18 protein-coding genes, 1 pseudogene and 1 riboswitch are annotated in these 19,320 nt (G+C 28.3%); of the genes and pseudogenes, 6 read left to right on the top strand and 13 right to left on the bottom strand.

The features are described from left to right. Position 1: 1 nt before the first annotated feature. The 3 genes from thiC to rpe form a co-directional block, all read right to left on the bottom strand. Positions 2-1,300 carry a phosphomethylpyrimidine synthase ThiC gene (gene thiC / locus L8W64_RS01835; protein ID WP_263660121.1) on the bottom strand — a complete coding sequence of 433 codons (1,299 nt, stop codon included), beginning with the start codon at positions 1,298-1,300 and terminating at the stop codon, positions 2-4. 43 nt (positions 1,301-1,343) lie between these two features. Further along, positions 1,344-1,448: riboswitch (TPP riboswitch) on the bottom strand. 32 nt (positions 1,449-1,480) lie between these two features. Beyond that, positions 1,481-2,245: a 3'-5' exonuclease gene (locus tag L8W64_RS01830; RefSeq protein WP_263662503.1), complete on the bottom strand. Its 765-nt coding sequence runs from the start codon at positions 2,243-2,245 to the stop codon at positions 1,481-1,483. Beyond that, positions 2,242-2,889, bottom strand: a complete 648-nt coding sequence (gene rpe / locus L8W64_RS01825) for a ribulose-phosphate 3-epimerase (RefSeq protein ID WP_220566854.1) — start codon at positions 2,887-2,889, stop codon at positions 2,242-2,244. Before rpe ends, L8W64_RS01830 begins: the two co-directional genes overlap by 4 nt. A 142-nt stretch (positions 2,890-3,031) precedes the next feature. On the opposite strand from rpe, the gene rpmB reads away from it, so the two are divergent. From rpmB to L8W64_RS08955, 5 genes and pseudogenes are all read left to right on the top strand, one after another. After that, complete coding sequence (rpmB, locus tag L8W64_RS01820) at positions 3,032-3,226, top strand: 50S ribosomal protein L28 (RefSeq protein ID WP_012661734.1); 195 nt, start codon at positions 3,032-3,034, stop codon at positions 3,224-3,226. Positions 3,227-3,251: 25 nt separating this feature from the next. Beyond that, a complete protein-coding gene (locus tag L8W64_RS01815; protein ID WP_220566855.1) occupies positions 3,252-4,379 on the top strand; it encodes a potassium channel family protein in 1,128 nt (375 codons plus the stop codon). A 51-nt stretch (positions 4,380-4,430) separates the two neighbouring features. Next, positions 4,431-4,646, top strand: coding sequence for a YdcH family protein (locus L8W64_RS01810; protein WP_133318720.1), 216 nt, complete (start codon positions 4,431-4,433; stop codon positions 4,644-4,646). A gap of 431 nt (positions 4,647-5,077) precedes the next feature. Continuing rightward, positions 5,078-5,362, top strand: a pseudogene (locus L8W64_RS08960) (methyl-accepting chemotaxis protein); the annotation flags it as partial. Continuing rightward, on the top strand, positions 5,348-5,809 hold the full coding sequence (locus tag L8W64_RS08955; RefSeq protein WP_412175096.1) for a CZB domain-containing protein: 462 nt from the start codon (positions 5,348-5,350) through the stop codon (positions 5,807-5,809). The pseudogene L8W64_RS08960 and the gene L8W64_RS08955, both read left to right, overlap by 15 nt. A 12-nt stretch (positions 5,810-5,821) precedes the next feature. Here L8W64_RS08955 and L8W64_RS01800 read toward each other — a convergent pair whose 3' ends face one another. The 4 genes from L8W64_RS01800 to groES form a co-directional block, all read right to left on the bottom strand. Further along, on the bottom strand, positions 5,822-6,391 hold the full coding sequence (locus L8W64_RS01800) for an NUDIX domain-containing protein (RefSeq protein WP_263672733.1): 570 nt from the start codon (positions 6,389-6,391) through the stop codon (positions 5,822-5,824). Between the two features lie 19 nt (positions 6,392-6,410). Next, positions 6,411-8,000: a DUF262 domain-containing protein gene (locus L8W64_RS01795; RefSeq protein WP_263671272.1), complete on the bottom strand. Its 1,590-nt coding sequence runs from the start codon at positions 7,998-8,000 to the stop codon at positions 6,411-6,413. A 65-nt stretch (positions 8,001-8,065) separates the two neighbouring features. After that, positions 8,066-9,703, bottom strand: a complete 1,638-nt coding sequence (groL, locus tag L8W64_RS01790) for a chaperonin GroEL (RefSeq protein WP_070256698.1) — start codon at positions 9,701-9,703, stop codon at positions 8,066-8,068. Between the two features lie 13 nt (positions 9,704-9,716). Then, on the bottom strand, positions 9,717-9,977 hold the full coding sequence (gene groES, locus L8W64_RS01785) for a co-chaperone GroES (protein WP_039626536.1): 261 nt from the start codon (positions 9,975-9,977) through the stop codon (positions 9,717-9,719). A gap of 162 nt (positions 9,978-10,139) precedes the next feature. On the opposite strand from groES, the gene L8W64_RS01780 reads away from it, so the two are divergent. After that, positions 10,140-12,683 carry a hypothetical protein gene (locus L8W64_RS01780; RefSeq protein WP_263672732.1) on the top strand — a complete coding sequence of 848 codons (2,544 nt, stop codon included), beginning with the start codon at positions 10,140-10,142 and terminating at the stop codon, positions 12,681-12,683. Positions 12,684-12,716: 33 nt separating this feature from the next. Here the strand turns inward: L8W64_RS01780 and hpf are convergent, their stop codons facing one another. The 6 genes from hpf to L8W64_RS01750 all read right to left on the bottom strand — a co-directional run bounded on the left by hpf (position 12,717) and on the right by L8W64_RS01750 (position 19,320). Beyond that, positions 12,717-13,235, bottom strand: a complete 519-nt coding sequence (gene hpf / locus L8W64_RS01775) for a ribosome hibernation-promoting factor, HPF/YfiA family (RefSeq protein WP_220566860.1) — start codon at positions 13,233-13,235, stop codon at positions 12,717-12,719. Between the two features lie 79 nt (positions 13,236-13,314). After that, positions 13,315-13,995: an endonuclease III domain-containing protein gene (locus tag L8W64_RS01770; RefSeq protein WP_263662500.1), complete on the bottom strand. Its 681-nt coding sequence runs from the start codon at positions 13,993-13,995 to the stop codon at positions 13,315-13,317. Beyond that, positions 13,992-16,931: a DEAD/DEAH box helicase gene (locus L8W64_RS01765; protein WP_263672731.1), complete on the bottom strand. Its 2,940-nt coding sequence runs from the start codon at positions 16,929-16,931 to the stop codon at positions 13,992-13,994. The genes L8W64_RS01770 and L8W64_RS01765 overlap by 4 nt, the downstream gene beginning before the upstream one ends. Beyond that, positions 16,921-17,325 carry a bactofilin family protein gene (locus tag L8W64_RS01760; RefSeq protein ID WP_263660127.1) on the bottom strand — a complete coding sequence of 135 codons (405 nt, stop codon included), beginning with the start codon at positions 17,323-17,325 and terminating at the stop codon, positions 16,921-16,923. Before L8W64_RS01760 ends, L8W64_RS01765 begins: the two co-directional genes overlap by 11 nt. Beyond that, the gene (locus L8W64_RS01755) at positions 17,253-18,164 is read right to left on the bottom strand and encodes a M23 family metallopeptidase (RefSeq protein ID WP_243705623.1); all 912 of its coding nucleotides are present in this window, start codon (positions 18,162-18,164) and stop codon (positions 17,253-17,255) included. Before L8W64_RS01755 ends, L8W64_RS01760 begins: the two co-directional genes overlap by 73 nt. Further along, positions 18,151-19,320, bottom strand: a complete 1,170-nt coding sequence (locus L8W64_RS01750; RefSeq protein ID WP_263672729.1) for a Mur ligase family protein — start codon at positions 19,318-19,320, stop codon at positions 18,151-18,153. Before L8W64_RS01750 ends, L8W64_RS01755 begins: the two co-directional genes overlap by 14 nt.

Here is a 19,320-nt window from a genome sequence, read left to right as displayed (position 1 = left end):
TTTATTCTTTTATCAAACTTACATCCTCACCTTTTAAAATTTTATTCATAGTGTTCATAGCACACATTTTTCCACACATTGAGCAAGAATTAAGCTCTTCAGGTTTTCTTTCATTAAACATTTTCTTAGCCTTTTCTCCATCAATTGCTAATTTAAACATTTTTTCCCAATCAATATCTTGTCTTGCTTTACTCATTTCATCATCTATTTTTCTTTCTTTGGGAAGCTTGGCTATATCTCCTGCATGAGCTGCTATTTTAGTTGCTACTATACCATCTCTTACATCTTCTAAATTTGGAAGTCTTAAATGTTCAGCAGGAGTTACATAACAAAGTATATCAGCACCAGCTGCTGCTGCAACTGCTCCACCAATTGCTCCACTTATATGATCATATCCTGCACCTATATCAGTAACTAATGGTCCTAAAACATAAAATGGAGCTCCATTGCAAATTCTTTTTTCAAGTTGCATATTAGCTTCTATTTCGTTAATAGCCATATGACCAGGTCCTTCTATCATCACTTGCACATCTTGAGCCCATGCTCTTTTGGTTAGCAATGAAAGTTCTATAAGTTCAGCAATTTGAGCTCCATCACTTGCATCATGAGTACAACCAGGTCTTAGTGCATCACCCAAAGAAAGTGTCACATCAAATTCCTTACATATAGCAAGCAAATCATCATAATATTCATAGAATGGATTTTCAGCATCATTCATTTGCATCCAAGCATAAAGAACTGAACCTCCTCTTGAAACTATATTAGTAATCCTATCACACTCTTTAAAAACCCTAGCAGCACGAGAATTTATCCCTGCGTGAATTGTCATAAAATCCACTCCACTTTTAGCATGATGATATACTACATCTAAAAAATCTTTTGCTTTAATATCTTTTAAATCTTTTTCTAAAAAACCTACCGCATCATAAACAGGCACAGTACCTATCATAGCTTTTGAAGTAGCAATTAGCTCATCTCTAAAACGACTAGTTTTACCATAATTACTAAGATCCATAATAGCTTCTATATTAAATTTGTGAGCCAATTCTACCTTTTTCATCTCTTCACTATAATCTACACAATCATTTGAAACACCTAAATTCACATTTACCTTTGTTTTAAGTCCATAGCCAATACCATTTGGATCTAATGCTTTATGGTTGATATTTGCAGGAATGATGATTTTTCCACATGCTATATTTTCAAGTAAAAAACCTTCACTTACTTGTTCTTTTTGTGCAACAATTTGCATTTGCTTTGTGAAAATTCCTTCTTTTGCATAAGACATTTGAGTTTTCATTTGAATTTATCCTTGAAATAAATTTGGATAAATGAAGGGTATGTGAGTAGTTGATAAATTATCCCAACGCTAGCATTACCTAGTTCTGGTGCGGTCTAAGCTTTTAGCTTACTCTCAGCCTGTATCACAAGCTCCCGTCATTTATGCAAAAGAAGTATAGCAATAAATACAAAACAAAGTTTATTTTTTTGTTTGATTTTTAGCTTGCTTGCTAAAATGTAACAATTCTTCAGTAGTTTTAATGTAAAAAGGAATTTTTTTAAGACAGTATTTCAAAATTTCACTTGCGGCCAAAGCATCACTTAAGGCTCTATGATGCTTACTTTCAATACACAAAAACTCTTTTAGAGCATCAAGGCCGTATTTGGGACTTTCAATGCATTTTTTAGCTAAATCAATAGTACATAATCTTCTATTTAAAAGCACTCCAAAATCATTTTCATACATAGCTTTAGATATAAAATGATAATCAAAACGCACATTGTGTGCTACAAAAATGCTATCTTTTAAAAATAACTTAAAATCATTTAACACAGCTTTCAAAGAAGGAGCATTTTCTACCATATCTAAACTAATCCCAGTTAATTCTGTAATATTTTCAGGTATGCTTTCTACTTTTACAAAACTCTCAAATCTATCAATTTCTTTATAATTTTGAATTTTTACAGCACCTATTTCTAAAATTTGACCACTTTTTATCCCGCCGGTACTTTCAATATCTACAACACAAAATATCTCATCTTTTATTTTTTTATTTTTACTTTTTAAACACAAACAATTTTGTGCATTAAGCTCTACCCCTAGTCCTAAAAGCTCAAAAATATATAAATCAAAATCATAGTGGTTTAATTCTTCTATTTTTGCAAGTTCTTTTAAAACCCAAGGAAAAGGTTTGTTTTCTTTGCTTAGCTTGATGATTAAATCATCGATTTGTTGTTGGCTCAAAATTCAAGCTTTAAAGAATTAATTGCTGTTTTTTTATCTTGCGAAGAAAAAATATAACTACCCGCGACCAAAATATCAGCTCCTGCTTCATCCAAATCAGGTGCATTTAAGCCATTTACCCCACCATCAACCTCTATAAAAACTTTAAGATTTTTCCTATCTATCATTTCTCTCAACTGGCGAATTTTATTATACACCAAAGGTAAAAAACTTTGCCCGCCAAAGCCTGGATTAACACTCATTAAAAGCACCATATCTACAAATTCTAAAATATGTTCTATGCTTGAAACTGGAGTATGTGGATTTAATACAATAGCAGGATGAATGCCGTTTTTTCTTATATACTCGCACACCCTAATAGGATGGTTTTCAGCTTCTAAATGAAAACTAATAAATTTTGGTTTTATAGGTATAAATAAATCTACAAAACTACTAACATTATGCACCATTAAATGCACATCTAAAGGTACTGAAGTAATTTTTGAAATATTTTCAATCACACAAGGACCAAAAGTAAGATTTGGCACAAAATGTCCATCCATCACATCAATGTGCAACAAATCAGCTCCCGCTTGAGATACTTCTTTAATCTCATTTTCTAAGTTTAAAAAATTTGCAGACAATAAACTTGGCGCTACATACATTATATATCTCCAATAAAATAAAAAATAATTTTATCATACTTATTATCAAATTTTCTTTATGTATTTTTAATAATATTTGATTTTTTTAAGCTTGCTTTAGATATAATGCTAAAAATTATTTTTATTTCATAAGGAAAAATTTATGTCAAGAATTTGCCAAATTACAGGAAAAGGACCTATGGTAGGTAACAATGTTAGCCATGCTAACAACAAAACTAAAAGACGCTTTTTGCCAAATTTAAGAACAGTTCGTATTACTTTAGAAGATGGAACTACTAGAAAAGTTAGAGTTGCTGCTTCAACTTTAAGAACACTTAAAAAACAGAGTAGCAAATAATCCTTAATATAAACGAGGAATTATTATGTCTTTTTTGAAAAAGCTACAAAAATTCCTCAATTGGTCCCCCTCTCCAAAACCTTCAATCAACCTCAATGACGAGCTTTACGAGCAGCTTAGATTTTTAAGAATCCCTCTTATTGCTGTCGTAATAATGACACTAATTGGAGCTTTTGGTTATATGCTTACAAGTAATTATAATCTCAATGATGCTATTTACCAAGCTGGTATGACATTTACCACTTTAGGCTACACTGAAGTCAATCCCATACCAACAGCGGGTAGAATTTTTACCGTTATATATGTATTATTAACTTTTACAATATTTACTTTTTGCATGGGTTTAGTGATAGAAATAGTAAAAAAAGGAATCTTGTCTAAAATAATCAAGGAGAGAAGAATGCTTCATAAAGTTGCAAGATTAAAAAATCATTTTGTAATATGCTATCACAATGATTTTACCATAGAACTAGCACAGCAATTCAAAGAAAATCACATTCCTTTTGTTGTTGTTGATGAAATAGAAAATTTTAGCGAGATAGCTGAAAAATACAATTATCCTTATTATATAGAAAGTGCTCCACATACAAATATAGCCTTTTTAAAGACCAATCTTTCTAGCGCAAAAGGTGTAATTACTCTTAGCAATAACATAGCAGATAATATAGCCATCATTGCTTCAGTGAGATTGTTTGAAAAAGAATTACAAAGAATCAATCCTTATTTTATACTAGCTAGCTCAAGCAATGAAGACGAAACTGAAAAACTAAAAAAACTTGGAGCAAATTCCATAGTTTCTGCTACAAAATTGGTCGCACAAAGACTTAGTGCTATGTCAGCAAGACCTGATATGGAAAATTTATTAGAAAATTATCTTTACAAAAAAAATAGCCCTATTGATTTAGAAGAGGTTAAAATTCCTGACGAGTCATGGGTGAGATTTAAAAGACTAAAAGAAATCCATTTAAGAGATATGGCAAATGTTAGCATAGTAGGAATTTTGGAAAATAAAAAATTTACTCCTATGCCAAGAGGAGACACTTTAATAGGCACTGGTGCAAAATTGTTAATCGTTGGTACAGCAGATAGTATAAAAATAGCTAAAAAGATTATTAAAAATAAACAAAAACCTGACGAGTTAAAATACATTTAACTTATTTAAGCTATAATCAATAACAATAAAATTTCAAAAAAGGAGGCTTACATGCTACATGAATTTAGGGATTTAATCACCGAGTTAAAAGGCAAGGATATGCATTTTGATAAGTTGTTTGAAGAGCACAACAAACTTGATCACAAAATCAAAGATGCAGAAGAAGGTAGAATTCATCTAGATAGCTTAGAAATAGCAAATCTAAAGAAAGAAAAGTTAAAATTAAAGGATGAATTAAATACTTATTTATCAAATTATAAAAAATAATTTCTACCAATTTTTTTAACTTTTAAGGATTAAATATGTTTGGAAAAAAAAGTCAATTATCACAAGACTTTGAAAATTTACAAAATAAAATCAAAGAACTAGAAGAAGAAAACAAAAGACTTCTTTCAGAAAAACAAGAATTAATTAAAAATTATGAAAAACAACTTCAAGGAAATTGCGGAAAAACTGAACTTGAAACAAATCTTTTAGAAATGCTATTAAATGGTGTTTTAAAAGGTATTGCAAATGTTCAAAGTGATATGCAGGAAAATGTTAATAAAGCGGAAATGATTTCTCAATATTCTGATTCCTCTTTAAAAGATATGCAAGAGTTAAATTCAATAACTCACTCTATCATATCTTCACTTCAAAGCATTATAGAATCAGCTAATCGCTCAAGAGATACAGCGGGAAATTTACACCGCAGCGTTGATGAGATCACTAATGTTATTAACTTAATCAAAGATGTATCCGATCAAACCAATCTTTTAGCACTAAATGCCGCAATCGAAGCTGCTAGAGCAGGAGAACACGGCAGAGGCTTTGCTGTTGTTGCTGATGAAGTAAGAAAACTTGCTGAAAAAACACAAAAAGCAACTTCTGAAGTAGAATTAAATATTAACCTATTAAAACAAAATGCTGATGAGATGTATGGACAAAGTGAACAAGTAGAAAAAGTATCATTAGAATCTAATGAGCATATAGTAAAATTCTCTAGTAATTTTGCTCAATTAATTTCTAATGCAAATTCAACTAGTTCTCACGCTAAAAGCATTACCTCTGAAATATTCATATCACTAGCAAAACTAGATCATATTGCATTTAAATTAAATGGATATAATGAAATTATTCATGCTTCAGGAAAAACTTTATCTGATCATTTAAGTTGCAGACTTGCAAAATGGATTGCTGGTATTGGCAAGGAAAGATTTTCTGGCGGAAGAACTTTTGGTAAGTTAAATTTACCACATCAAAAAGTACATGAAAATATGAACCAAGCCGTTGCTTTAGCACATAATGAAGATACAAGTGATAAACTAGTACAAAATCAAATTTTAGATAAATGCTCTAATGCTGAAAAGGCTTCTGAAGATTTATTTGGAATCTTTAAAGAAATGCTTGATGAAAAAGATCTAAATATTGAAAATAAAGAGGAAAAATAAAAAGAGGTAAGATTAATTCTTACCCTTAAACCATAAATACGCATACTCAAGTAAAGGAGTTTTTATAGGATTTTCTTTAGAAAACTTTTCAAAATCTTTTCTTTTTATCCATACTGCTTGGATATCTTCCCCCTCAATTCCACCACCATTACCAATTTTATCATCTTCATTAATTTCAGCAAAAAATAAAAATTGTCTACTAACACCTGAACCAAAACCTGTATAAAATTCTCCTATTTTTTCTACAACCTTAGGAGCATAACCTAGTTCTTCAATACATTCTTCTTTAGCTATTTCTTCCAAACTCAAATCTTTATCAACAAGCCCTGAACAAAGTTCTATACTAAATCCTATCTCATCTAAATACAAATTATTACGTTTTTGATAATCCCATAAAGGAATTCTAAATTGCTTTACAAAAACAAAAGAATCTTTTTGAGTATGATATAAAAAAACAGAAACGCTATCTAATGCTTCTATAAAATCCCAAGTGTATTTTTTGTTATCTTTACCTATATAAGTATATCTTTTAGGCTTAATATATTTTGAGTTAGAAAATTGCTCTTCTTGTAAATTTTTCACTTTATGATACCTTTTGCAATTAAATTCTTTTTAAAATTTCTTCAGCTAACACATTAGCTCTTTTGTCTAAAAACAAATTATAGTCTACAAAATCATCGTGTATAATAAAATGAGATTTTAATGCCTCATCGATATTACTATTTTCTTTTTCAAAATATTTTATATACTCTTGAGGATTTCTATCCCTTATAATTCTTTTATTTAAATAATCATCCACTAGCGTTATGTTAGCTAATGCATTTGCATTATCGGTATTGTTTATTCTTTTCAAATATGCTTTTGGAAAAAAATGATGATAATTTTTAGAAGAAGCTATACTGAGATAAGAATTATCTAATCTTACTTTTGAATTGTCGCTAAATTTTTTAGGTTCATTATAAGCTAATATACAAAGAACTGCTTTATCAAAAGCATTTGATGATGAAAAATCTTCTTTTAAAAGTTCAATAAAATAATCTTTTTGTTTGTTTTGCAATGGTAATTCTTTATCAAAATTTACATTTATATTGTTTTTGATATTTTCAATTATTTTTATATCAGAATTTAATTTACTTTCAACAGAAGAAGAAAACCTCCAACTGATTGCACATCTAAAAAAATATCTTTCAATTTGTTTTAATTGAGTATTAGTTGGAGGTTTAAAATCATTAATTCTATAAAAATAAGCAATTGGAACTATTAAAACATAATAAGGCAAAAGTTTTGATACTTCTATTTTAAAATAATCTCTTATTTTATCAATCGCTAATTTTAATGCCTTAATTGTATTATCCCATTCATCTATAAATTGATTTTTATTTATAGATAAAATTGCACTTGTTTTAGAATTTTTTATTAAATTTAAAGATAATAATTGCAAAATAATAGTTTTATTTTCGGCTATTGTTTCATATGCACTAATTTCTAATTCTCTTATGAGATTATTATAACTATCTTCTAAATCAAATTTTTTATTTTCATCATAGACTTTAGCATTCATTATTTCAAATAATGTTAAATCTTTTCCCGTTGTATTAATTCTTGTAAAAATTTCAGTTATTCTTTCTATAGAAGTATCATCAATCTCTATAGTTGAAAATTCATACGATTTTATCCAATCTCTTATTTTTTCTATTTTATGTATTTTATCTAAGTCTTTATTAAAATTATTTACCAAATCCACAATAGAAGCATTCATTAAATCATAAAAACTTATATAATTTCCCTTGCCTTTTTCTATACTGCAAATTTCTTCATTTGTTTCAAGTTTATCTAAATTAATATAGAGTTCTTTGTAATCTTCTTTTTCTATTTGAACGCCATTTATGGCAAGATATAACGAAGTCATTCTTTGTTGGCCATCTAAAACATATAAAACAAAATCACCTTCTTTTATATCATTTAGAAAATAATTACCAATTTTTTTTAATGATCTTAACCTTTCTTTGGTTTTCCACAAAATAAAACTTCCTATAGGAAATCCCTTGATTAAGCTATCAATTAATTTAGCAACTTGCTCTTTTTTCCATACAAAATCTCTTTGAAATTTTGGAATTTGATAAAAACCTTCATTTATATTTCTAATTATATCTTCATACTTTCTTGTAATAGGTTTTGGTTGAATAAGCATTTTAACCTCAGAGATAATACAAATAAAGCAAGGAAAATCCTTGCTTTTAAAAAATTAAGAATGGGTTACATCATACCACCCATGCCTCCCATACCACCCATGCCACTCATATCAGGCATAGCAGGTTTGTCTTCTTTAATTTCGCTAATTGTAGCTTCAGTTGTTAAAAGCATGCTAGCTACCGATACCGCATTAAGTAAGGCTACTCTTTCTACTTTAACAGGATCGATAATACCGCTTTCAAGCATATTTACATATTCACCTTTTGCAGCGTCAAAACCAGTATTTTCTTCTTTACTATTTTCTACTGTATTTACAACTACACCAGCATCAAATCCAGCATTTTCAGCAATTTGTCTTAAAGGTGCTCTTAATGCTCTTTCTACAATAGCTGCACCAATAGCCTCATCGCCTTGCAAATTCAAGCTGATTTTTGATTTTGCTTTGATTAATGCAGCGCCACCACCTATTACTATACCTTCTTCAACTGCAGCTTTTGTAGCACTTAATGCATCATCAACTCTATCTTTTTTCTCTTTCATTTCAGTTTCAGTAGCCGCACCAACTTTAATCACCGCTACACCGCCGCTTAATTTAGCTAATCTTTCTTGTAATTTTTCTCTATCATAATCTGAACTTGTTTCAGCAATTTGAGCTTTGATTTGGTTAATTCTTGCATCAATATTTGCTTTTTCACCTGCACCATTTACAATAGTTGTATTGTCTTTATCAATAATCACGCTTGAAGCTTGACCTAAATCTTGAATACTAGCACTTTCTAAAGTTCTTCCAAGCTCTTCAGAAATCACTTCACCACCTGTTAAAATAGCAATATCTTCAAGCATAGCTTTTCTTCTATCGCCAAAACCAGGAGCTTTAACTGCTGAAATATTTAAAACACCTCTTAATTTATTTACAACTAAAGTTGCCAAAGCTTCGCCTTCAATATCTTCAGCTATAATTAAAAGTGGTTTTCCTGTTTTTTGAATTTGTTCTAAAATTGGTAATAAATCTTTTAAGTTGGCAATTTTTTTATCAAATAACAAAATAAAAGGATTTTGCAATTCAGCTGTCATTTTTTCAGTATTTGTAATGAAATATGGGCTTAAATAACCTCTATCAAATTGCATACCTTCAACTACATTTAATTCATCATTGATTGATTTTGCTTCTTCAACAGTGATAACACCATCTTTTCCAACTTTTTCCATAGCATCAGCGATTAAATTTCCGATTTTCTCGTCTGAATTTGCAGAAATTGTCGCAACTTGAGCTATTTCTTTTTTATCTTTAACTTCACGAGAAAGTTTTTTAAGTTCAGCTACTATAGCTTCGCAAGCTTTATCCATACCTCTTTTAACTTCGATAGGATTAGCACCTGCTGTAATATTTCTCAAACCTTCTTTAAAAATAGCATGCGCTAAAACTGTTGCTGTTGTTGTTCCATCGCCTGCTTGATCAGCTGTTTTACTAGCTACTTCTCTAACTAAAGAAGCACCCATATTTTCTAAAGAATCTTTTAATTCCACTTCTTTAGCTACACTCACACCATCTTTTGTGATAGTTGGAGCACCAAAACTTTTTTGGATTAATACATTACGACCGCGTGGCCCCATAGTGACTTTTACAGCATCATTAAGTTTTTTAACACCTTCATAAAGTTTATTTCTTGCTTCATCTGAAAAAAATATTTCTTTTGCCATTTTTTATCCTTTTTTATTTAATAATCCCTAAAACATCTTCAACATTAAGAACTAAATACTCTTCATTATCAAGTTTAATTTCAGTTCCACCGTATTTTGCAAACATTACTTTATCATTTACCTTAATATCTTCTATTTCTTTGCTTACTGCAACAACTTCACCATTTAATGGTTTTTCTTTAGCATTATCTGGTATAATAATCCCAGAAGCAGTAGTTTTCATTTCTTCTAAGCGTTTTACTAAAATACGCTTTCCTAGAGGTTGAAAATTCATTTTTTATCCTTTCTAAAATGTGCCATTTTTAGCACTCTTTGTTTTTGAGTGATAGAATTATACATTAAAGAAAGTTAATTGTCAATAAATTAAGTAAAATATATCATATAAGTTTAGTCTATATCACTAAATTTATATGATATATCATTATAAAGGTTTCTCATGAAAAAAATTCTTTACATTCTTTTAGGTGTAGTGTGTATAGCATTTCTAGCTATATATACATTATTATTTACAAGCATGGGTAATGCTTTTTTAAAGCCAAGAATCGAAACGATTATTGCTCAAAAAAGCGGTATGAATGTTAAATTTGAAAATTTTAAAATTAGTTTTTCACAACTTGACATTAAAGCAAATATTGATGATAAATTTTTTGCTAACATAGAAGGTGGCATATCACCTTTAAGACTAGGATTTGATTTAAACTATCTTTTAGGACTTAAACAAAACTATATTCAAAATCTTGGCTTAAAAAGTGATAAAGATTTTACATTTAAAGGTAGTGCTGTAGGTAAAAGTAGTGATTTTTTAGTAAAAGGTAATGGATTTTTGTTTGATTCTAATCTTAGCTTAGATGCAAAAATTGTTGATTTTTCTCCTATAAATCTTGAATTTATTGGCAAAAATATAGATTTGGCTCAAATTTTAGATTTTGCTAATCTACCAAGATATGCTCAAGGAAAAATTAGTATTATAAGCGATATACAAGCTAAAGATTTAAAACCAAATGGTAATGCTTTGATTAATTTTTACACAAGTTCTATCAACAATACTCTAATTGAAAAAGATTTTAATCTAAGCTTACCAAAACAAAGCTATATAAAAGGTGAAATAAGATCTTTAATCCAAAACAATGAAGTTATTTCTAAAAGTGAAATTTTAAGTAACTTCTTCAAACTTTATACACAAAAAAGTATTTATGATATAGCAAAACAAAGCTTAACTAGTGATTTTGATATCAAAATAGATGATTTTAATCAATTTTCATCTCTAGCCAAAATGAAACTCCAAGGTAAAAGTCAAATTCAAGGTAATTTACTTTTTGCAAACAATCAATTGCAAAAATTAGATGCTAACTTACTTGGATTTGGTGGTAGCTTAAAAGCTGTTTTAGAAAATAATAATCTTAATATCAATACAACTAATATAGAAGTAGCAGAACTTTTAAAAACCATATCCATACCTGCTTTTATTAATTCTAAATTAGTTTTAGATTTAAAAGCACAAGGGCTTGATTTTAAAAATTTCAATCTAAACACTAGGTTAAACAATGCAAATATAAATGTTATGGAATTTAAAAAACTAAGCAATCTTGATTTTCCAAAAACAAATTTTAACTTACAAGCTAAAGCAAATGCGAAAAATTCTTTGATTGATTATGAAGCTTTACTTGATTCAAACATAGCAAAAATACCTCAACTAAAAGGTTCATATAACCTTACAAACAAAGATTTAAACGTACAAATTAGTGCTTTTATAGATAATCTTAACAAATTAAAACCTTTAACCAAACAAGATCTCAATGGACCTTTAAATTTAGATGCCAAAGTTGATCTTAAGTCAAATCAAATTCAAAATCTTGATGCAAATATTAAAATCATGCAAGGGCTTATCAATGCAAAATCCAATGGAAAAAGTTTACAAGCAAAGATTGATAATATAAAACTAGAACAACTTTTTCCTTTGATAGGAAAAAAAGTTTTAGCATTTGGTGATGTAAATGCAGATATTGACTTAAAGTCACTTGATTTTAACAATATTAATGGTGATTTTAAAGCAAATATTAATTCTTCTTTTAATGAAGTAGAATTATCCAAGCTTTTAGAGAAAAAATTTCCAAAGAATACTTCAGCAAAAATCAATCTTGATGGAAAAATTTCTAAATCAATCATTGATTTTAACGCTAAAGCTCTAAGTTCATTTGCAAATATTAATTCATTAAAAGGTAAATTTGATCTTAATCAAATGGCTCTAGTAAGCACTTATAATATATCATTGCAAGATTTTTCTAAGCTAGGATTTTTAGTTGATAGAAACTTAAAAGGCAAGGCTGATTTTGAAGGAAAATTTGATTTTAAAAACGCTTTAATAGATGCAAGTATTAATAGTAAAAATATATTTAACGGCTCATTAAATGCCACTTTAAAAAATAATATTTTTAACGCTAAAATGCAAAATACCGATCTTTCAAATTTAACTCAAAGCTTAGATTTGCCTGATTATTACCAAGCAAAATCAAATTTAAGCATTGATTATAATCTTTTAAAAGAAAGTGGTGTAGTGCTAATGAATTTAGCCGATGGGCAACTTAAGAAAAATCTTATCACAGGTGCTTTAATGTTACTTTTACAAAAAGATATCACTCAAGATGTATATCGCAACGGTGAAGCCAAAATAAATATCAACAAAAATCTTATAGATTTAAATTTAAACCTAGTGGCTGATAGAAGCAATATAAATATTAGCAAAGGTAAGGTTGATACAAAAAGTACCAAATTAAACATTCCTTTTAATATCGTCATTGATAGAGCAAACTTCAAAGGTGTTATAAAAGGAACAACACAAGATCCTAAAGTAAGTCTTGATACAAAAAGTGTTGTAAATTCTATTGTTAATACAATAGGCGGAAATGCTAGTGATGGTGCTAAAAATACAGGTAAAAAAGTAGATCAAGCAATAGATAAAATTTTTAACAAACTCTTCTAATAAATCTAGCCTTTAAAAAAGGCTAGATTTTTATTAAAATAAACCAAATTTACCATCTTTTTTCTTATATAACACCCTCATTTTTGCATCTATGTCATTAAAAACTAAAAATATATCTTTACTTGCTTTTAATTTTTCCAATGCTTCTTCAATTTCCAAAGGCTTATATAGCTCAAGTTCTGTTGGAACTATCTCATCTTCCTCAATCAAGCTCGGTAATACTAAATTTTCTTTTATCTCATCTTGATGTTTATGGGTAATATTTTTATCATGCAATCTTCTTAAAACCTTAGAAATTCTATCAGTAGCTAAATCTATAGCAGCATATAAGTCTTTATCTTTTTGCTTTACAACCACTGTATTAATACCGGCTAGATTAATGCTAAATTCAGCCCAAAATCCTTTCTTTCCATGCCTTTCATCAGCACTTATAACACAACGCGCAGAAATCACATCTAAGCCATATTTACTTAAAGCATCAAAGCTTTTTTCCACATACTCTTTTATAGACTCAGTTAGCTCAAATTGCTTTCCAACTATACTTGTATTCATTACTTCTCCTTTTTATGAAGTTAAATACATTATAGCACTTTAATCGTAAAAAAAATAACTTTTTAAATAAAAAATAAATTTAAAATTTTAAAGGATCTAGAATAAGCACACCATCCTCTGAAAGTTTTTTACCTTGAAAATGTGTTTTACAAAAAGAAACAATCAAAGCATGAAAAATTTGATAAAGCTCATATAATTTACATTCTTTTTTTAATAAAACACACAATTCTTGTTGATTTTTAGCTATGTCTTTTTTTAAAAAATCTGCCAACTCATCATAACTTTGACACTCATAGCCTAAATAATTAGCTATTTTTGCACTATAAGCATCAACTACTAAAACTTCTTTTTTGCATATATAATTTAAAATTCCATCAGCACTTTCTTGACCAAAACCCTTAATATCCAAAAGCCATTCTCTATCAACTTCTTCTTTAAAAAGCTCAAAAGAATTAAAGTATTGAAAATATTTTTGAGTAAAATTTTTAATATATTTTGCCTTAGTATTATAAAATCCACTTGGCTTTATTAAAAACGCTAAATCTTGAGTGTTTAAATTTGATAAATCTTCTATCTTGGTAATATTTGCTTGTTTTAAATTTATCAAAGCTTTCAATACATTTTTCCAGTTTGTATTTTGAGTTAAAACTACAGAAATTAAAATTTCAAACTCACTTAAAGTATTATTTTCTAGCCATTCAAAATCTTTATAAACAATATTTGCATTAACTAAAGCTTTAAAAATTTCATATCCACTCATGCTTTTTCACTCTTTCTTAAATGCATCAAAATAGCCTCAATTACATCATCATCGTCTTTACTTTTTGCTTTAATGACTTCTTTGCTCTCATCATCTTTTACAAAACAAATATTTTGTTCATAATTGCTCACTAATTTATAATGTTTGCTAGCTAAAATTTTTATGATAATTAAATCCAAAAACTGCTTTGTGAAGATATCAGGCCTTCCAAAACGATCATTCATCTCACTTTCTATCTCATAAACTTCATTAGCACTCATACACTTACTAAGTCTTCTGTAAAGTTCTAATCTCAAACGATCTTCACTAATATACTCACTATTTAAAAAAGCATTGATATTAAGCTTTAGATCTATTTTTTTCTCTTTAATTTCTTCTTTTTTACTTAGCTTATTAATTTCATCTTCTAACATTTTAAGATACAAACTATAACCAATTTGTTCTATATGTCCACTTTGATCCACACCTAATAAATTTCCACCCCCACGAATTTCTAAATCATGGTAAGCAAGCACGCTTCCTGAGCCTAAATAAGAATTGCTCTCTAAACTCATAAGTCTTTTTAAAGAATCTTTTGTGATTTTTTCCTTATCTTCAATCAAAAAATAACAATATCCTTGCTTAGCACTACGCCCTACTCTTCCTCTAAGTTGGTGCAAATCAGCCATACCAAAGCGATCTGAATTTTCTACTATAATAGTATTTGCATTTGCTAAATCAATACCACTTTCAACTATAGAAGTACAAAGCAATAAGTCATATTCTTTATTTTCAAATTTAATCATTTCTTCTTCAGTAGTTTTTGCATCAATTTTAGAATGCAAGATTAAAATTTTTAGATTTGGAAACAAATCTAAAAGATATTTTTTACACCCATCAATACTTGCTATATGATTGTGTATATAAAAAATCTGTCCTGCTCTTCTTAATTCTCTTGAAATAGCTTCTTTAATCAAAGCGTCATTACTTTCTCTAACAAATGTACGCACATCCAAACGATCCTCAGGTGGAGTTTGTAAAACACTATATGACTTTAAAGAGCTAAGAGCTTGATTTAAACTTCTTGGTATAGGCGTTGCTGACATAGATAGAATATGTGAATTTTTACTTAGTTCTTTGAGTTTTTCTTTTTGTTTTACACCAAATTTATGCTCCTCATCTATCACGACTAAACCCAAATTTTCACACTCAACCCCTAAAAGAAAATGCGTTCCAACCACTACACAAGGCTTATTTTCTTTTAAAAATGCTAAAACTTGTTTTTTTTCTTTAGCACTAGTAAAACGATCTAGCTTAAAAACCTCTATATCAAAAGAATCAAATCTTCGTTTTAAGGTTTTAAAATGCTGGGCTGAAAGCAAAGTAGTTGGCACAAAAAATAAAGCCGTATAACCACTTTTTACACAAGTAAATATAGCGTTCATAGCAACTTCTGTTTTACCAAAACCCACATCGCCACTTAAAAGCCTATCCATCACCTGCATACTTTTTAAATCTTGAGTGATTTCTTGACAAACTTGACTTTGATCTTTAGTGTAAAAAAATCCTGCCTTATTGATAAATTCATCTTGTAATTCTTGAGAAATTTTTAATTCTTTTGCTTTTATCAAAGCTCTAGCCGCTGCTAAAGAAACTATATTTGAAGCAATAGCAAATAATTTTTCTTTTAATCTTTCCTTGATTTTTAAAAAACTTCCTTTTCCAAGCTTATCAAGTAAAGGCACGCCACCACTTACACCGATATATTTATCAATCATATATAAATTTTCAACAGGCAATAAAAGCTTATCGTTATTTAAATACCCAAGAGCGACAAATTCTTTTTTTGCTCCTGCTATTGCAATAATCTCAAGACCTAAAAATTTAGCTACACCATAATCTTCATGCACAACAAAATTCCCAACTCTAAGTTCATCTATTACCAAACTTGCTTTTCTAACTCTTTTATTTTTTTCTTTTTTATTTAAAGATATGATAAGCTCATCTTGAGTACTTAAATTAATTCTTTCTTGGGATATTTTTAATTTAATATTTGAAAATTCTTGTAAATTTAAAGCTTTAAACAAAGCTTCATTTTTTGCCAAAATAGTAATTTTTTTATCTTTGTGAAAAGTGAAAAAATCATAATTATAAGAACTTACCAAATCTTTATAAAATTTTGGTTCAGGTAAAATATTTTGATTGATTTTACTAATATCTTCTTCAAAATCATTTACATCAAATTTTTTTATGCTTACAAAATTTAAATCTAAATAATCACAAAAATCATCAACACACCAAAAACCTAAAGAATTAACATCGTTTATAATACTTTGGCTTTGGAAATTTTGAATTTTTTCTTGTAAATTTTCATATTGTTCTTGACTAAAAGCACTCAAAAAAGGACAAATTTCTATATTAGAGAGTTCAGCAGGGATTGATTTTTGCGTATGTATATCAAAATATCTTATACTTTCTATCTCATCTGAAAAAAGTAAAATTCTAAAAGGTTGTTCTTCGTTAATCGCAAAAATATCTATAATATCCCCGCGTATTGAAATTTCACCCTTATCTTGAACTATATCTACAAACTCATATCCACTATGTAAAATTTCTTCTTTAAATTTCTCTAAAGCAAGAAGTGAATTTCTTTTAAGAATAATGTTTTTTAGATGCTTTTTACCTGGTAATTTTTGCAAAATTGTTTTTATAGGAGATATTAAAATTTTATTTTCATTTTCTTTATGATAAGCATTTAATACTTTACAAATTTCAAAAAGTTCTTTAGAAAAAGAGCGTAAATCGCTACCAAATTCTGCTCTAAAATCAGGTAAAATAAAAGTTTTTAATTTTAAAAATAAGCAAACTTGAGCTAATTCATCTGCTTCTTTATCATTCTCACAAATTATTAACTCAGTTTTATTACTTAATAAATATTCATATAATTTAGCTTGCATTTTCTGAATTTTCTATACTCACATCAATAGTTGCAAGCTCTTCTTCTTTTTCAATTATTTTACTACTTCCGTTAAATTTCCCACCATTTTCAATACTTAATTGTTTAACTATGATATTACCATTAAGCACACCGCCGGATAAAATTTCTAAAGAATCAACTTGCATTTCTCCCTCAAAAACTCCATTGATTACTATTTTACTTGCCTTAACTTGTCCTTTTAAAACACCACTTTTACCTATCACTATCACATTAGAAGAATTAATTACTCCTGTAATTTCTCCATCTAAATGAAGCATAGAATCAAAATAAAATTTTCCTTCTATTTTTGCTCCGTTTGAAATGACTGTAGTTTCGGATACTGCAGCAATAGAGCCTTTATTAAAGATTGCCATGGCACTCTCCTTTCTTTTTCAAAAATTTGTTCATAGTTTTTTCGGTTTAAATCTATAAAAATCTTAGGATCTAAAAGTTTATTAATAAATCTAACCTCATAATGCAAATGCGGCCCCGTAGAAAGACCTGTATTTCCTGTATAACCCAACAAATCACCTTTTTTTACAAATTGCCCTGCTTTGACAACATCCTGACGCGTCATATGCGCATAAACCGTTTTAAAACCAAAATTATGGATCAAAATCACTGAGTAACCATAACCATTATTGCTATATGCAGCGTATTCAACCACTCCATTTGCAGGCGCATAAATAGGAGTTTTTAAAGCTGCTCTTAAATCAATACCTGGATGAAATTCTTTTTTATTTAATATAGGATGATGACGCCATCCGAAATTACCTGTGACTCCATTATCTTCTATCACATGACCATTTGGAATTTGTGTTAAAAATAAATAAGCTTGATCATTAGTAAGTTTGACTTTTTCTAATCTTTCTGGTATATCTAAACTTTCATCTTGCTTTAAGCCTAAATTATCCTCAATATCTGCAAGTTGGGTTTGGAGTTCATCATATAAGGCTGTTTTTTCTTCTAAACTTTTTTGCATACTCTCATTTTGAGAAAACAATTTAGTATTCTTTGAAGATAATATTTCTTGTTCTTTTAAAAGCTCTGAACGCTTATCTGCTAGATAATTAATATATAAAGCACCTAAAACTATAACAACAAAAACAAAAGTAGTAAAATAAATTATTACTTTTTTTATAATCTGACTTAATAAAAAATGTCTAGAACCATTTACATCTGTAATAGTTAGCGTAAATTTATCTTTCATTATAGCCTCTTAAAAATTTTTCTACCAATACAAAAGAACCAAAAACTAAATATAACTCATCTTTTTTTATTTGTTCAAATTTTTGATAAACAATATCTAATTTTTCTAAATTTTCTAGCAAAACAGAACCCGCCAAAGGTCTATCTTTACTTTCATAATCATAAATTTCAACTATTTTTATTATAGGTTTTAAAACCTTTAAAATTTTATAAGAATCTTTATCTAAAAAGCAATTATAAACTAAATGAACTTTTTTTTCCTTGAAAATTTCAACTAAAGCTAAAGCCGCCATTTCATTATGTCCTACATCAATAAAAATATTTTGACTTATTTGTTCGCACCTTCCTTTTAAATCAAGTTTTGGTAGATTATTGATACTTTGAATTAATTCTTTTTCATTTTTAGCACAAATTTTAGAAAAAGCTTCTAAAGCTAAAAAAAGATTATCTTTTAAAAAAGTTGCAAAATTATATTTTTGAATATATTCTTGCACATAAGTATAAATAAAATTATTTTTTTCTAGCAAACTGATACTTAAACTAGCTTGTTTTAAATTTGCTATTTTTTGAGCCAAATTTAATACTTTTGCTTCTTGCTTATGATTAATTAAAGCTTTGGCACTCATGGCTTTTAATTTTGTTCTTGCTATTTCTTCTAAATTTTTACCTAATAAATCTTGATGATCAAATCCTATTTTAGTAAAAATACTAAAATCTATTTCAAAAACACTTGTCGCATCATACTCCCCACCTACTCCGGCTTCTAAAATCACATAATCACAATCTTTAAAAATAAAAAAAGTTAAAAAAGTAGCGTATTCAAAATAACTAAGTTTTTTTACATCTTCCAAAAAAACACTTTCTAGTTTTTCATGCGCTTTTTCTAAAAGTTCATTGCTTGCAATTTTGCCATTTAACCAAAATCTTTCATTAAATTCAAAAATATGTGGACTTGTATAATGACCTACTTTATATCCTTGCTCTAAAAGTAAAAGCGCTAAAAATCTACCCGTACTTCCTTTGCCATTAGTGCCAATAATTTGGATATTTTTAGTTTTTGGAATAAATTTTTTATACTTCTCATACATACTAAACATAAAAAATCTACTAATTTTTTGCACATACATAGTTTTTTGTGAAAGTGTTTGTTGAAATTTCAT

The organism is Campylobacter sp. IFREMER_LSEM_CL1097, from assembly GCF_025772225.1.
In the GTDB taxonomy this organism is placed as follows: Bacteria; Campylobacterota; Campylobacteria; order Campylobacterales; family Campylobacteraceae; genus Campylobacter_D; species Campylobacter_D lari_D.
The sequence above is the reverse complement of the archived record's forward strand: the minus strand, read 5'-3'. Positions and strand labels throughout refer to the sequence as shown.